The organism is Ornatilinea apprima (assembly GCF_001306115.1).
Classification (GTDB): Bacteria; Chloroflexota; Anaerolineae; order Anaerolineales; family Anaerolineaceae; genus Ornatilinea; species Ornatilinea apprima.
On the sequence record NZ_LGCL01000031.1, the window covers coordinates 19,935 to 33,611 of the forward strand.

The following is a 13,677-nucleotide window of genomic DNA, read 5'->3' on the forward strand; positions in this document are numbered from 1 at the left end:
TATAAAAATGGAGAAAAATGGTTAGATTAAGATGAGGGTTTTTGAGGGCAGCGGTGAAAGAGCCGCTGCGCCGGGTTAATCATGGATTGTGATCAGGCGTGCGGGTTCGCCAGCCGCCGGGCGGTGAGCTGGTCGGTGATGAGCACGTCTACCAGCTTGCCGGCCAGGGCGCCCTGGATGGCGGCGGTTTTACTGACACCGCCGGATATGCCCACCACGCGTTCGATGCAGCTAAGCTGCTCGAGGCTGATGCCGATCACGCGGGTGTCGAGGTCAGAATAGATGGGGGTTCCGCTTGAGTCAAAGAAGCGCAGAGCGATATCTCCCACCGCGCCTTGCGACTGCAGTCTTTCCAGGTCTTGCTGGTTGAGGATGCTTCCATCCCGCATCACCACCGACGAGGGCGTGGGCGCGCCAATGCCAACAAAGGCGATGTTCAGGCTGCAGAATTCATGAAACGCTTTCTGAACATGGCTGTCGGAGAGGATGACTTCTTTGACCTGCTGGTTATCCACAATGCCGGGGGCGGGCAGCAGGGTCAAACGGCAGCCCAGGTGTTGGGCGGCGCGGCGGCAGAGGTCGGTGGCGTGGAATTCGGATTCGGGGGGGCCCAGCCCGCCGATAATCTGCACAACCTGGGCGTCGGGCAGGGACTGTGCTTGAATGTATGAGACGACCTGGTTGAGGGTGGTGCCCCAGGAAAAGCCAATCGAATCACCGTTTTTAATAATGCGGTTCAGGTAATTGGCTGCCGCAATGCCCAGCTCCTGGTTGACCACCACTTGAGAATCGGGGTCGGCAACATCCACAACGATGACCTCGCGCAGCCCGTAGCGGGCTTCAATTTGCTCTTCAAGGTCAGAGTAGGTTCCCGCCGGGGCATTGACAGTAATGGTTACAATGCCAACATCGCGCGCCTGCTGGAGCAGGCGGGAAATTTTGGCGCGCGAGAGGTTCAGTTTTTCAACAATGGTGTCCTGGGTGAGGCCTTCGTTGTAATACAGGCGGCTCACCTTGGCCATTAAGCGCAGTTCTTGTTTGGGGTCGAGTCTGGGCATAGGGATTACCAATCTTCATCCGTTGAATGCGAGAATGAAAATATTTTCAATATTGGTAGGATTATATCTTTAATTATGTCAAGTATACAACTATATTCGCACTGAAATGAGAATGTGCCACTCTAGACAAAATTCTACAGCCCGTCGAGCGGCTTAAGTGTCCGCGAGGATGTGTGGAGCGACAACCTGGAAAGGCGTGAACGGTTTATCTGTTCCTGGTAAACAATACCCGGCGGAAAGGATGAGAGTCTCCGGCCTGAATAGCACAAAATTACTTGACAGTCCGGTTGATAATTCTTATGATCAATTTAAGCGCTTTATCAAAAATATAAAGAGAAACCCGGTATTGTGCCTTTATTCCATCACGGTGAAATATGGCCAGACGACCGACTCAAAAAGATGTAGCCGTTCGAGCAGGGGTTTCGTGCGCGACTGTCTCCTATATAATTAACAACCGTGTTGGCGGAAATATCCGGATCTGCGCAGAGACGCGGCAGCGTGTATTGGACGCTGTGCGCGAACTGAACTATCTGCCCGATGTGGCTGCTCAGGGGTTAAGCCAGCAGAAAACCTGGCTTTTGGGGGTTGCTCTGCCAGATTTGACAAAGGCGTTTTACGCGCAAGTGTTCAGGGGGATTCAGAGAGCTGCCGCGGAGGCGGGGTATGACCTGATTGTTGCGGAGGTAAGCCCGGTCGCCGGTGATCTGAACGCGGCCAGCGAACGCATGCTGCGAAGAAAAGTGGATGGCGCGATTGTGCCGGCGCAGGGGTTGGCGGAGGAAACGATAAGCCGGTTGAGAGATGCGGGGGTGAAGGTGGTGGTGTTGGGGGCTGGCGGCAAGACGGAAGGAGTGTGCCAGGTAGTCTGGGATGAGGAAGAGGGGGTGAGGCAGATGATAGCGCACCTGCTTTCACACGGGCATCGCAAGGTAGCCTTCGCGGGTGGCGCCGAGAAAGATGAAGAAACGCGCAGAATCAGGCAGGCTTTTCTGAACAGCCTGCGCGAGTTGGGTCAGACCGCGTTGGCCGGCATGCTTTCGGAGGAAGATCTGGCGGCGCACCTGGAAGCGCTCTTCCAAGGGGCAGAGAAGCCAACCGCCGTGTTTTGCGCTAATGGCGCGCTGGCGATGAAGGTCATCTGGCGGCTGGAGGCGCTGGGCTGTCGCGTGCCAGGAGATGTGGCAGTAGCCGGGTTTGGTTCTTGCGGCGAAACCGCGCCGGCTCTGACGACTTTTGACCCGGACCCAACCGCTGTGGGCAAGGCGGCCGCCACCTGCTTGGTGGAGTGGTTAAAAGAAGGCGCAGACGACACCGCGCGGAGTATCCATGTTGGCGGGAGGCTGGTGATCGGCGAGACGACTTGAGAAATTTTCGGTGGTTTAGAAAAAATGGCACACGCTCCCATTCTCAGAGAGCGTGTGCTTTTGCGCCCAGGCGAGGCGAGCAAGTTACTTTTGCGGGGAGGGAAAGCTCTCTGGCGCGCCGAAGATTTGATTGCGGTTGCGCCCGGCGCGTTTGGCCGCATAGAGAGCCTGGTCGGCCTGATTGAGCAATACCGGCAACGCAAAGGAGTCTCCAGGGGGCAGGGAGGTGATACCGGCGCTGAAGGTAACGTGAATCTCAGGCAGCTCGGCGATGAGGGTTGAAGTGGAAAGCATGTCGCGCAGGCGGTTGAGCAAACGCTCGGCTTCGGCGGGCCGGGTGTTGGGAAAGAGGATGATGATTTCTTCGCCGCCGAATCGCCCAGCCAGGTCTTGAGGACGCAGGCTCAATATCAGGCGGCTGGAAAAGGCAACCAATAGATCATCCCCGGCTGAATGGCCGTATTCATCATTAATTCTTTTGAAGAAGTCCAAATCGAGAAGGACAATGGAAGACCAGTTTTCCTGCTGTGCTTCACGAAGGAGGATGCTGTGCGCCTGAGAAAGCCAGCTGCGGCGGGTGAGCAAACCCGTCAGCGTGTCTGTGCTGGCTACTTCTTCCAATAACTGTTGGGCGCGGGTGCGCCGGGAGATCTCTTCATAGAGTTCGTGATTGCGCAATTGCAGGATTTCGGCTTCCTGGCGCGCCTGGCGAAGCTGAAACGCAGCATGAAGGTTTTTTAACTGGGTATCGGTTTGCTCGCTGTAGAGTTGTTCTTTGCATTGGTGGAAACGTTCAAAATAAAGGACGGCTTGTTCAAAATTGGCGTGCGTTTTGTACAATTCAGCCAGAGCGTAATAGCTATCCAATTCAATGGGCCGGCTGCCAATTTCCTGGGCAATGGCCAGCCCCTGTATCAGCAAGGATTCAGATTCGGAGAAGGATAGGGGTGTGTTTTGAATGCTGCCCAGAGCGTGCAGTGCGAGTGCTTCTGCGTTTCGGTAGCCATAAAGGCGGGCTTTTCGCAGCGCGAGGCGAATGGTGTGAGCCGCTTTTTGAGGTTGGTTGAGGCGGTTGAAAGCTTGACCCCAGTGAATGAGATGCTCGCAGAAGGTCTTCCATTGATGGGTTTCGCGGCATAGCCGGATCAACTCGATCTGGTAAGCGCGCGCCTGGGGAAAATCGTTCAGGCCCAGATAGGCGCTGCAGAGGCTATCCAGTACCCAGCACAATGGAATTTTGCTGCCGCTCTCTCGAAAAAAGGCCAGGCTGCGCGTGAGCAATGGCAGGGCATCCGTGAAGCGCCCCATCACCACAAAACTGTAGCCGAGGTCATTGAGAACTTCGGCTTCTAATTGGGAGTCACCGGCTTGCTGGGCCTGTTCGATGGCGTTGTAAAAATAGGCCTGCGCTTGCGGGTAATCACCCAGGTAAGCCAGGGCGGTGCCAACATAAGAAAGGCAAAGTGCTGCCTGGCGAGGGTGATTTATCAGTTCGTATTGAGAATGGGCAAGCTCGAAAGCCTCGAGGGCTTCAGGATAACAGCTCAACTGCATCTGAAAGCGGCCCACGCCCAAATAGCTTTGAGCAATGTGGGTTTCAAATCCCCCTTGGGCGTCCTGATGCCAGAGGGCAAGCTCCAGGGCCTGCCGGGCAAGCATTAAACCCGCTTTGGGGTCATCATCAATCAGGCCTAGAGCTTGCTGATTAAGATAGTGAATGGTTTCTTTTGCGCTTTGAGCAGAGGAAGGGTTGGGGGTTGAACTTATCATGGATGCGTGGTTGTGAGCGTGATCTTGCCTTTCTAATTCTTTCCAGTATACAGGAAAAGGTCAATTCGCGTGGCGAGTTTTTGATTTTTGGAATGAATGATAAAGGATGGGGGTGGCGATTGACAGAGATGAACGATATTGGATTGCTTATCGATTGTTCTTTTTTGCTCTTGTATGTTTTCTTCTGTATAATCAATGTGTATTTGATAAGTGGGCGATTTGGTTTCCATTCGGAACTCAGGGTTTATGACAATACAACCGTTATCTGTATGCGTAATTGTCCCCGTTTATAATGGGGAGAAGACGATTGCAGCATGCCTGGAGAGCCTGCTACAACAACAATTCAACGCGGGTCCGTTTGAAATCATCGTTGTTGAGAATGGTTCGACCGACCGGACGCAAGCGATTGTCCAGACATACCCGGTTCGTGTAATTCAATGCGAGCGGAAAGGACCGGCATACGCGCGTAATGTGGGGGCCAGGCATACCCAAGCCGATATTCTGGCGTTTACCGACGCGGACTGTGTGGCAGACCCTGATTGGTTAGAAGAACTGATACAGCCTTTCTCCGATGAGGAAATCGGCGGGTGCGGCGGGCGGATAGAGGCTGCCTTGGATGCAAATTCCACCTTTGCAGAATTTTTCTGCCAGAAACGGAACACCTTGACTAATTACATCAGTGGAGTACATGAATATCTTCCTCACTTATACACGGCCAATGCCGCCTACCGGCGGGATGTCTTTGAACGGGTGGGGGGGTTTAACGCTAATCTGCTGACCGCGGAAGATGTGGATTTATCCTGGCGGGTGCAGATAGCCGGCGGAGTGCGCATCGGCTACGCTGATCGGGCGGTGATTTATCACCATCACCGCAGCACCATGAAAGCCCTCACGCGGCAGTACCGGCAATATGGGTTTGGAGAGATTCTGGTTGACACCCTGTATCGGGAAGCGCCGGGGTACCCGCGCACGCCCGGTTATCAGATGCGGCAAATCTTCCGGCAGGTGATGGCTTTGCCGCGTTACCTGCTTTCGATGGGTGTGCGGCGGGTGAAGAGATGGATGAATCGGGCAGACGCGTACGCCGTGGCAGAACCGGAGATTAATCTTCAGGTGGAGTGGAGTAATATTCGTGGTAAGATTTCGGGACTGTGGGCTACCCGTGGAATGCGCACTGTGGAGCACGTTTTTCAACTTGATCCACAGCAAATGATCGACCAATTCTACGGCAAAGCGGTCAAGAGGGGAATTCACTGATATGAAGATCGTCATTTCGGTCCACCATTTTCCACCAGATCGAATAGGCGGCGCGGAACTGCGCGCATTTGACATGGCCATGTGGCTGATGCAAATGGGGCACGAAGTTCGGGTTGTAACTGTGCGGAATCTTGAAAAAGACGAGCAAAGCGGTATCCGCTGGTCTGATGAAGAGTACCAGGGAATCCCCGTGCGCCGCTTAACGCTGGTGCTGCCCAGTAACGATAAATTGCGTTTTGTTTCCCTTTATGATAATCCTTTGATCGAAGAGAACTTGAGGAAATATCTTGAGGCGTTTCAACCGGATGTATTTCACATGGTCAGCGGTTATCTGCTGGGGGCGGGGGCGGTAAGGGCTGCGAAGTCTCTGGGTATTCCGGTGACGATCACGTTGACTGATTTCTGGTTCATTTGCCCGCGCATCAACATGCTCAAGTCGGACGGCAGCATATCAAATAAGGACGAATTCAACCCCGAGACCTGCGCGCGCTGCCTGCTGGCCGAGAAGCGGCGTTTCCAGTTGGTATACTCTCTGTTTTCTTCGCCTGGGGTTTCAGAGCTACGGCAATGGATTGAACATCGCCTGGTGTCGCAGAAGGTTGTGGATGACCTGGCTGAACAGGTAGAGCAGCGGTATATCACGCTCATGGGTGTTCTGGATAGTGCCGATTCGTTGATTTTCCCCTCGCGCTATTTACTGAGTGTCTGCAAGACGCGTGGTGTGACACCGGAAAAAATGGTCTATATTCCGCATGGGATTCACACCATAGGAGAAGTGCAAAGAGCAAGTTTAACCCAGCCACCTATCCGGGTGGGATACCTGGGCCAAGTTGAACATCATAAGGGAGTACATTTATTAATTGAAGCTTTTCTCAAAGCAGCTTCTGCGCAGGATATGCGGTTGTCTTTGTTCGGTTCTTCCTCTTCCAACCAGGATTACCAGCACAAGATAGAATTGTTGGCCCGGCAAGATGACCGGATTGAATTGCGTGGTGGGTATTCGATCAGCGAAATTCCTGAAATCCTCTCAAAATTGGATGTGGTGGTGATTCCTTCTTTGTGGAATGAGATTGGTCCACTGGTAATGTTTGAAGCGCTGCGCTCCAAGGTTCCAGTGATTGCCAGCAATATTCCCAATATGTCCTATGAAATTCAGGATGGAATCAACGGCTTGCTGTTTGAAGTGGGGAATGAAGACGCACTGGCGGATATTTTATCGATGCTGGCACAACATCCAGAAAAACTGGACGGAATGAGCCGCAACATCCAACCGGTGCGCACTCTGGAACAGGAGATGGAGGAGATTCAACAAATCTACCGGCAGAAAGCGGGTTGATGAAGATTGTGAATTCAATGGAAGCCGGATTCGGCGCTGCGCCGAATCCGGCTTCTATGATTAATCTCGAATCGGGCTAATCTTGCTGGTAAGGAACCATGCGTTCAGCGCCGGGGAGTTTGCCAATCAGTTTTTGGGGTTCGTGGATGAGCAAGGGAATGTGCTGAGGGCAGACAAACAACTCCTGGCCTTTGAAGTCCAGTTTAATGAGGGGAACTTCCAGGCTGGTAATTTCGCAGTAGAGGCATTTATTTGTTTCAGGCATAGTCGGGTTCCTTTATGGATATCGGAGTAATATACCTAATTTTACCATATATGTATCCAAAGAGAAGTAATGGCTGATTGACGTGCCCCCAGGGGAATTCGAATAACATCCCTCCTGCGGGGATCACCGTTTTGAAACAAAAAAGCCAACTGGTGTGAGCTGGCTTCTGTCAGGTGCCCCCAGGGGAATTCGAATAACATCCCTCCTGCGGGGATCACCGTTTTGAAATAAAAAAGCCAACTGGTGTGAGCTGGCTTCTATCAGGTGCCCCCAGGGGAATTCGAATAACATCCCTCCTGCGGGGATCACCGTTTTGAAACAAAAAAGCCAACTGGTGTGAGCTGGCTTCTGTCAGGTGCCCCCAGGGGAATTCGAATAACATCCCTCCTGCGGGGATCACCGTTTTGAAACAAAAAAGCCAACTGGTGTGAGCTGGCTTCTGTCAGGTGCCCCCAGGGGAATTCGAATCCCCGTTTTGGCCTTGAGAGGGCCACGTCCTGGGCCGCTAGACGATGGGGGCCAATGAACGGAGTGATTTTATCAGACTCACTGCTGGTTGTCAATTGATTGGAAAACCGAGTCTATTCGTAATGAGAGTATAATTCGCCCCATCAATCTGATTGAAAAAGAAAAACAATTACCTAAGGTGTTTGAGGTTATCATGAAGCGTTTCTTTTCTTCCCAGACAATTCGCATGGGAGGATTATCCATGTTGATTGGGGTATTGAGCAGCGCAGGAGTGTGGGTATTTAAGAGCCTGTTTGAGACCCTGTGGGGCTACAACCTCCAGCTCCCAATGATCACTGGCCTGCCCTGGCTGGGAGCTTTGCTTCCGGTGGCGGGGGGTGCCGTGGTGGGCCTGGTGGCGCAGCATTGGATAGGTGAAGAGAAACTGCATGGCACCGCCGCGATCATGCAGTCGGTCGCCATTACGGGCGGGCGGTTGGGTTATCAAAAATCGCCCGTTAAAACGCTGACCGCGGCGCTTTCGATTGGGGCGGGGGCTTCGGTTGGGCCGGAAGACCCGTCGGTGCAAATTGGGGCCAACATCGCTTCGATGATCGGGCAGAAACTGCGCGTATCAGAAGAGCGCTTGCGCACGCTGGTGGCTGCCGGGGCGGCTTCTTCGATCGCGGCGGCCTTCAACGCGCCCATCGCGGGGGTCTTTTTCGCGTTGGAAATCATTTTGGGCGAGATTGGTGGGCAATCGTTGGGCATGATCTTGATTGCCTCGGTTTCCTCGTCGGTGTTGATTCAGGCATTGTCGGGCAGCCAGCCGGCTTTTCAAATTCCGGCTTATTCTTTTCACTCGATTGGTGAGCTGCCGCTGTACCTGCTGCTGGGGCTGGCAGCCGGGCCGGTTTCGGCAGGGTATGTGCGCCTGCTGTATCAAATGAAAGACCTGTTCGGCAAGATCAGACTGCCAGCCTGGCTAAAGCCGGTTCTCGCTGGCGCGGTGGTGGGCGCGGTTGGCCTGGCGCTGCCGCAGGTGTTGGGGGTGGGCTATGAGACCATTGGAGAAATTCTCAATCGGGCTGACTTTTCGATTGTGATGCTGCTGGTGTTGATGGCGGCCAAGCTGGTTTTGACCCCGGTCAGCATTGGTGGTGGGTTTTATGGAGGGGTGTTTGCGCCCTCGTTGTTTATTGGGGCGGCGCTCGGTGGGGCGGTCGGCGAAATTGGGAAAATTCTGCTGCCTAACTTGGGGATTGAATCGGCGGCCTTCGCGCTGGTGGGGATGGCTGCCGTTCTGGCCGGGGCCGTGCATGCCCCGCTGACCGCGGCAATTTTGTTGTTTGAGATGACAGGAGACTACCGCATCATTCTGCCGCTGATGCTGGCTGTGGCGGTGAGCCTGCTCGTCTCTCAACACCTACAGCGCGATTCGGTCTATGCCATGGGACTGGCGCGGCACGGGATTCGACTGGATCGGGGGCGGGATATTGAGGTGCTCTCATCGCTGACGGTGGGCGAGGTGATGGAAACCGATCCGCATGTGCTGCAGGAAGGCATTTCTTTGGAGGAGGCGGCTGGCATCTTCGCGCGCACACGGCGGCACGGCTTGCCAGTGGTGAGCGCGTCTGGTGAGCTGGCCGGTGTGCTTACCTTGCGGGATATCGACGCGGCTAATGAAACCGGGCGGCAGAACTTAACCGTGGGGGATATTTGCACCCGCGATGTGGTTTACGTCATGCCTGAAGAATCGCTGTCTCTGGCGATGCAAAAAATGAGCCGACGAGATCTGGGACGGCTGCCGGTGGTAGATAGTGCTAACCCCCGCAAGTTGGTGGGTATTTTGCGCCGGGTGGACGTGATCCACGCCTATTCGGTGGCGATGACTCAAAGGACCCTGCAGCGCCACCGCAAGCAGGCGGCACGCTTGGATTCTCTGACGCCGCCGCGCATGGCTGTGAATGAGATTATAGTTGAGCCGCTCTCGTGCGTGGTGGGAAAAAAGCTGAGCGAGATCGCCTTTCCACAGGGTTCCATTATTGCCAGTATTCAACGCGGATCTGAGGCTTTTGTGCCGCACGGTGAAACCTGCCTGCAGGCTGGCGATGTGCTGGTGGCCGTGGCGGAAGAGGCGGCGGCGGGTGAGATTGGAAGAATGTGCATGAATGAGCCGCCAGTTGCTTAAGCGCGGCCGAAATCTGAATTCATAAAGCCAGCCGTCGGTACCCGAATCAAATCCGCGGACGATATCGGCTTCCTGCTGTTTGGCGGAGATCATGACGACCGGAATGCTGGACTCGCGGCGGAGCTGGCTGATGAACAGGCACCGATGCATATTGGGCATCATGATGGCCAACAAGGTCAAATCGGGGCTGGCCTTATGGACGGTTTGAAGAGCTTCCCTATTGTCTTATGCGCTAGCGGTGAAGTTGAGCCAGGACTGGTTAGGGGATTATGAGGCGATGCGATTCAGCCAGGGGAATGTGGTCTATAACGGTCTGGACGGTGGAAACAGGCGACCTCTGATTCCACTGCTATGGAAACCCGGCTGTATCGTCTGAATGAGGAAGAGGAAGAAAGGGCGCTGCCGATCATAGAGACCGATCCGCGCTGGTGATTAATGAGCACAACAGAACCGGTGGTGGTCTGCCAGACTAAAACCGTGCTGCTGGAGTCTGCCGCCGCTGGTCGCGGGCTTGTTGAAACGGTAACAGGCAGCCTGGCTGGCTTTACAATAGACTGTCATGTGTTCTGATTGCTTGCCCCATTGTGGCTACTTTATCGACGGTAGCGCGATACAAACTGCCAGTTGAATCACGGGGGAGATGATCCTATAATCGGGATGGAAGAGAATTGTACAGTTGTACAATCAAATATGCTTCACCGCAGGAAAACTAACCATCAGCACTTTCTGGTGGTTTTGGTTTTTTGGGAGGGTGAAATGAAAAAGCAAGCTGTTTTCTTGATGATCGCGGTTTTCCTGCTCACCAGCGGGATGAAAGGCTTGAATTCGGTTTCCCTGACCGCCGCGGATGTAGACGGCGCGGAGGATATTGAGTTCGCGATTAGACAGGCCACAGCCGATGGAACCTTGCCCGGCAGAGTGGTGCTCGACAACAGCCAGGGAGATTTTGTATTCTCAACGGATGACAAAACGATCAACATATTTGTGCCGAACTTAACCCTGATCAGTAAAAATGGGGCGGTGATTAAGAACTGCGAAGGGGCAATCAACTTTGATGCATTACCGGCCTCGAATGTCACCATCGAAGGGATTCGGTTTTTATGCAGTGGAGATGGTATTTCGTCTTCGGATTATCCTAATGCGGGTATTCGCATTGTGAAGAATGAGATTTACGTTCAGGGCATTGGCCTGGATTTGGGAAGTCTGAACAACGCGACCATCGCAGATAACAAGATCACCGGTAAAGTGGGTGTGAGACTTGATGAATCCTCATCCGCCCTTAAAGTGTCGCACAACCAGATTGATGCGGTCAGCATTGGAATTGCGGTACAAGGTTCCGATTGGAATCAGGTGGTGGAAAATCGCATCGCGGCAGGCTGGCAAGGGATTTTGTTGAGCGGAGAAGCAGATTTCAATCAGGTTCTGGCTAATAAAATCAGCCGGGTGGAGCAGTCTGGCGTTGCTCTCGATGGCGACCCATTTGGCAATCAAATCTTAGGTAACAAGGTGGTTTGCTCTATTGGGGCGGAGTGCAAAGCGGTGGATGCCCAAATGGAGCTCATTGAACAAAACCATATCAAGGGCAATCATTGATGAATGGGGCATAGAGCTGGTTGAAGGGCGCGCACCGCTGCAGGATGATGACTAAGCCAGGTCTGCAGATGGTTACGCGCGATATGCAAAGAGGTGGCGGTTGGCGCGGGCTTACTAAAGCGGTAAAGGGATCGCTAAGCTCAACCAAACCACGGAAGCATTAAGAAAATCACCTGAGATCAGCGTGCTATGATGCACGGAGGGGGTCTTCCCTGCGAAAGATCTGCGTTCTACAGGGACTATGAAAGGTTTTCGGGCTGGTATGGATCGAAGACGATGATCATGCGGGTCCCCTGGCCGGCCCCGCCCGATTCAGCGCTGATGGTTCCTCCCTGGGCGCTGACCAGGGCTTTGCAAATGGCCAGGCCAAGCCCCATTTTGCCAGCCTGTGCGCTGCGGGCTTTGTCGGCGCGGTAGAAACGGTCAAAAACGTAAGGCAGGTCTTCGGGGTCGATGCCTGAGCCGCTGTCGCTGACGATCAATTCCACCTTGCTTCCGGCGCGCCCAGAGAGGTGAATAGCCCCTCCTTCAGGAGTGTAGCGCAAGGCGTTTTCCAGCAGGTTCTTAAGCACCTGGAGCAGGCGCCCCTCATCGGCGAGGATGGCCGGCAGACTAAGAGGCGCGTCGAGGGTCAGGTCAATTCCTTGATGCGCGGCGATGGGCTGGTAGGCTTGGAAAACCCGTTCCAGGATGGTCGCCGGTTGGACGGAAACAGCCTGCATATCCACTCCACCGGCTTCCACCTGGGCAAGGGTGGTGAGGTCGCTGACCAATCGGCGCAGGTGGTTAACTTCGGTTTTAATGATCTCAATGCGCGGTGGGGTGAGAGTAACTTCGCCTTCTTCCAGCATTTCGATATAACCTGAGATGATCTGCAGCGGGGTGCTGAGGTCGTGGGTAATGTCGGCGGTCATGCGTTTGCGCTGCTGGTCGGCCTGGTCGAGATCGGCGCTCATTTTGTTAAAGGTGGCAGTTAATTCTCCTAGTTCATCTTGCGAGGTTACCGGTACCTGCTGCTGCAGGTCTCCGCTCGCCAGAGCGCGAGAGGCCTGGGTGAGGCGGCGGATGGGTTTGAGCAGCCCGCCGGCCAGCGCGTACCCAGCCAGTACCGCCACCAGAATGCCTGCCAGGGCGGCCAGCCCAATGGCCAGGTTGGTGCGCTGAAGAAACACTTCTTCTTCGGCGCTGAGTTTGAATTGAAATTTGGTGTCGGGCAAAATATAAGCGATGGTCTGCCCGTCAACCTTGATCGGAATGGACTGCTTGACCTGTTCGGCGGGAACGGTTTGCCCGGCTTCATAGCCAAAGGTGGGGATAATGGCGGTGTAATTCGCATCGATCAGGCCGTGCACGCCGCGAATGTCGCGCGGTTCGGGGGGCTTGTCCTGATCGTCAGGTTGGGGGGGATAAGGCTGGGGGAGGTTCGTTTCCATATAATCTGTTACGAATCCCTGCAGTGTGCCGTTGGCTGAGTAATAATTCTGAACAGCTTCTTGCAGCAGGGCAGTTTGCTGCTCAACCACCAGGTTCATCAATGATTGCCCCGAAGTGAGGCGGATCACTGCGGAAACCACCAGCACGGTACTTAAAGCCACAGCTAAATAGGAAAGAATCAGCTTTACCTTTAATGATCGGTTCATTCGGCGGCCTCCACAAAGCGATAGCCAATGCCAAAAATAGTTTCGATGTAACGCGGCTGTTCGAGGTCATCTTCCAGCTTCAGGCGCAAATTGCGGATATGAATCTTCAGTGTGGCCTCAGAACCGGTGAATCCGCTCTCCATCAGGCGCATGGAGAGATCCGCGCGGCGGACAACCTGGCCGGAAGAGTGCAGGAGGATTTCAAGGATATTGAACTCCAGCGGGGTCAATTCGATGACACGACCTTGCTTTCTCACTTCGTGCTTGCCGGGGTCGAGGGTGATGTCGCCGCAGGAAAGCAGCGGTTTGCTCTCTTCACATGGGGCAGCGCGGCGCAGCACGGCGCGCATGCGTACCAGCAGCTCGCGCAGGCGAAAAGGCTTGGTAATATAGTCGTCTGCGCCCAAATCAAATCCGTGGATGATATCGGCTTCCTGCTGTTTGGCGGTGATCATGATGACCGGAATGCTGGACTCGCGGCGGAGCTGACTGATGAACTGGTAACCATCCATATTGGGCATCATGATGTCCAGCAAGATCAAATCGGGGCTGGCCTCATGGACGACCTGCAGGGCTTCCCGGCCGTCTGAAGCGGTGAGAAGGGTGAAGTCTTGACCGGTGAGAAAATCACTGATCATGACCTGCACGTTGCGGGTATCGTCTACCACTAAGATTTTTCGCGTCATAAGAAGATTATAGCCATTCCTGAAGATTTTTTGCTCCGGGCGGGGCGCTGTTATTCGCCGCCCCGCCGTT

General features: G+C 54.2%; 11 protein-coding genes, 1 tRNA gene and 1 pseudogene. 6 read left to right on the top strand and 7 right to left on the bottom strand.

The genetic code is table 11. From position 1 onward, the window contains the following. Positions 1 to 92: 92 nt before the first annotated feature. Positions 93 to 1,058, bottom strand: a complete 966-nt coding sequence (locus tag ADN00_RS13430; RefSeq protein ID WP_075063510.1) for a sugar-binding transcriptional regulator — start codon at positions 1,056 to 1,058, stop codon at positions 93 to 95. Positions 1,059 to 1,432: 374 nt separating this feature from the next. Here ADN00_RS13430 and ADN00_RS13435 point away from each other — a divergent pair, with 374 nt between their 5' ends. Next, complete coding sequence (locus ADN00_RS13435) at positions 1,433 to 2,422, top strand: LacI family DNA-binding transcriptional regulator (protein WP_075063511.1); 990 nt, start codon at positions 1,433 to 1,435, stop codon at positions 2,420 to 2,422. An 84-nt stretch (positions 2,423 to 2,506) separates the two neighbouring features. Here ADN00_RS13435 and ADN00_RS13440 read toward each other — a convergent pair whose 3' ends face one another. Beyond that, complete coding sequence (locus ADN00_RS13440) at positions 2,507 to 4,192, bottom strand: tetratricopeptide repeat-containing diguanylate cyclase (protein WP_075063512.1); 1,686 nt, start codon at positions 4,190 to 4,192, stop codon at positions 2,507 to 2,509. Between the two features lie 246 nt (positions 4,193 to 4,438). Here ADN00_RS13440 and ADN00_RS13445 point away from each other — a divergent pair, with 246 nt between their 5' ends. Beyond that, a complete protein-coding gene (locus tag ADN00_RS13445) occupies positions 4,439 to 5,449 on the top strand; it encodes a glycosyltransferase (protein WP_075063513.1) in 1,011 nt (336 codons plus the stop codon). A gap of 1 nt (position 5,450) precedes the next feature. Next, complete coding sequence (locus tag ADN00_RS13450; RefSeq protein ID WP_075063514.1) at positions 5,451 to 6,785, top strand: glycosyltransferase family 4 protein; 1,335 nt, start codon at positions 5,451 to 5,453, stop codon at positions 6,783 to 6,785. Between the two features lie 76 nt (positions 6,786 to 6,861). Here the strand turns inward: ADN00_RS13450 and ADN00_RS13455 are convergent, their stop codons facing one another. Next, entirely contained in the window at positions 6,862 to 7,050 is a 189-nt protein-coding gene (locus tag ADN00_RS13455; RefSeq protein WP_075063515.1) for a hypothetical protein, read from the bottom strand. 447 nt (positions 7,051 to 7,497) lie between these two features. Then, a tRNA-Glu gene (locus ADN00_RS13460) sits at positions 7,498 to 7,570 on the bottom strand. A 141-nt stretch (positions 7,571 to 7,711) separates the two neighbouring features. Between ADN00_RS13460 and ADN00_RS13465 the strand changes: the two genes are divergently transcribed. After that, a complete protein-coding gene (locus ADN00_RS13465) occupies positions 7,712 to 9,688 on the top strand; it encodes a chloride channel protein (protein WP_152966354.1) in 1,977 nt (658 codons plus the stop codon). A gap of 36 nt (positions 9,689 to 9,724) precedes the next feature. Here the strand turns inward: ADN00_RS13465 and ADN00_RS20585 are convergent. Further along, a pseudogene (locus tag ADN00_RS20585) lies at positions 9,725 to 9,898 on the bottom strand (response regulator); the annotation flags it as partial. A gap of 225 nt (positions 9,899 to 10,123) precedes the next feature. Here ADN00_RS20585 and ADN00_RS20435 point away from each other — a divergent pair. Then, positions 10,124 to 10,258, top strand: a complete 135-nt coding sequence (locus ADN00_RS20435) for a hypothetical protein (protein ID WP_269083470.1) — start codon at positions 10,124 to 10,126, stop codon at positions 10,256 to 10,258. A 186-nt stretch (positions 10,259 to 10,444) separates the two neighbouring features. Further along, positions 10,445 to 11,281 (top strand): right-handed parallel beta-helix repeat-containing protein, encoded by an 837-nt coding sequence (locus tag ADN00_RS13475; RefSeq protein ID WP_160317529.1) that lies wholly within the window; start codon positions 10,445 to 10,447, stop codon positions 11,279 to 11,281. A 239-nt stretch (positions 11,282 to 11,520) separates the two neighbouring features. Here the strand turns inward: ADN00_RS13475 and ADN00_RS13480 are convergent, their stop codons facing one another. Continuing rightward, positions 11,521 to 12,921: a sensor histidine kinase gene (locus ADN00_RS13480; RefSeq protein ID WP_075063518.1), complete on the bottom strand. Its 1,401-nt coding sequence runs from the start codon at positions 12,919 to 12,921 to the stop codon at positions 11,521 to 11,523. After that, the gene (locus tag ADN00_RS13485; protein ID WP_075063519.1) at positions 12,918 to 13,607 is read right to left on the bottom strand and encodes a response regulator transcription factor; all 690 of its coding nucleotides are present in this window, start codon (positions 13,605 to 13,607) and stop codon (positions 12,918 to 12,920) included. The genes ADN00_RS13480 and ADN00_RS13485 overlap by 4 nt, the downstream gene beginning before the upstream one ends. Positions 13,608 to 13,677 lie beyond the last annotated feature (70 nt).

Bases quoted from the DNA above. Each gene is read 5' to 3' on its own strand.
- ADN00_RS13445 (WP_075063513.1), top strand. From the start codon at position 4,439: ATGACAATACAACCGTTATCTGTATGCGTAATTGTCCCCGTTTATAAT.
- ADN00_RS13480 (WP_075063518.1), bottom strand. From the start codon at position 12,921: ATGAACCGATCATTAAAGGTAAAGCTGATTCTTTCCTATTTAGCTGTG.
- ADN00_RS13475 (WP_160317529.1), top strand. From the start codon at position 10,445: ATGAAAAAGCAAGCTGTTTTCTTGATGATCGCGGTTTTCCTGCTCACC.
- ADN00_RS13450 (WP_075063514.1), top strand. From the start codon at position 5,451: ATGAAGATCGTCATTTCGGTCCACCATTTTCCACCAGATCGAATAGGC.
- ADN00_RS13440 (WP_075063512.1), bottom strand. From the start codon at position 4,192: ATGATAAGTTCAACCCCCAACCCTTCCTCTGCTCAAAGCGCAAAAGAA.
- ADN00_RS13465 (WP_152966354.1), top strand. From the start codon at position 7,712: ATGAAGCGTTTCTTTTCTTCCCAGACAATTCGCATGGGAGGATTATCC.
- ADN00_RS20435 (WP_269083470.1), top strand. From the start codon at position 10,124: ATGAGCACAACAGAACCGGTGGTGGTCTGCCAGACTAAAACCGTGCTG.
- ADN00_RS13455 (WP_075063515.1), bottom strand. From the start codon at position 7,050: ATGCCTGAAACAAATAAATGCCTCTACTGCGAAATTACCAGCCTGGAA.
- ADN00_RS13485 (WP_075063519.1), bottom strand. From the start codon at position 13,607: ATGACGCGAAAAATCTTAGTGGTAGACGATACCCGCAACGTGCAGGTC.
- ADN00_RS13430 (WP_075063510.1), bottom strand. From the start codon at position 1,058: ATGCCCAGACTCGACCCCAAACAAGAACTGCGCTTAATGGCCAAGGTG.
- ADN00_RS13435 (WP_075063511.1), top strand. From the start codon at position 1,433: ATGGCCAGACGACCGACTCAAAAAGATGTAGCCGTTCGAGCAGGGGTT.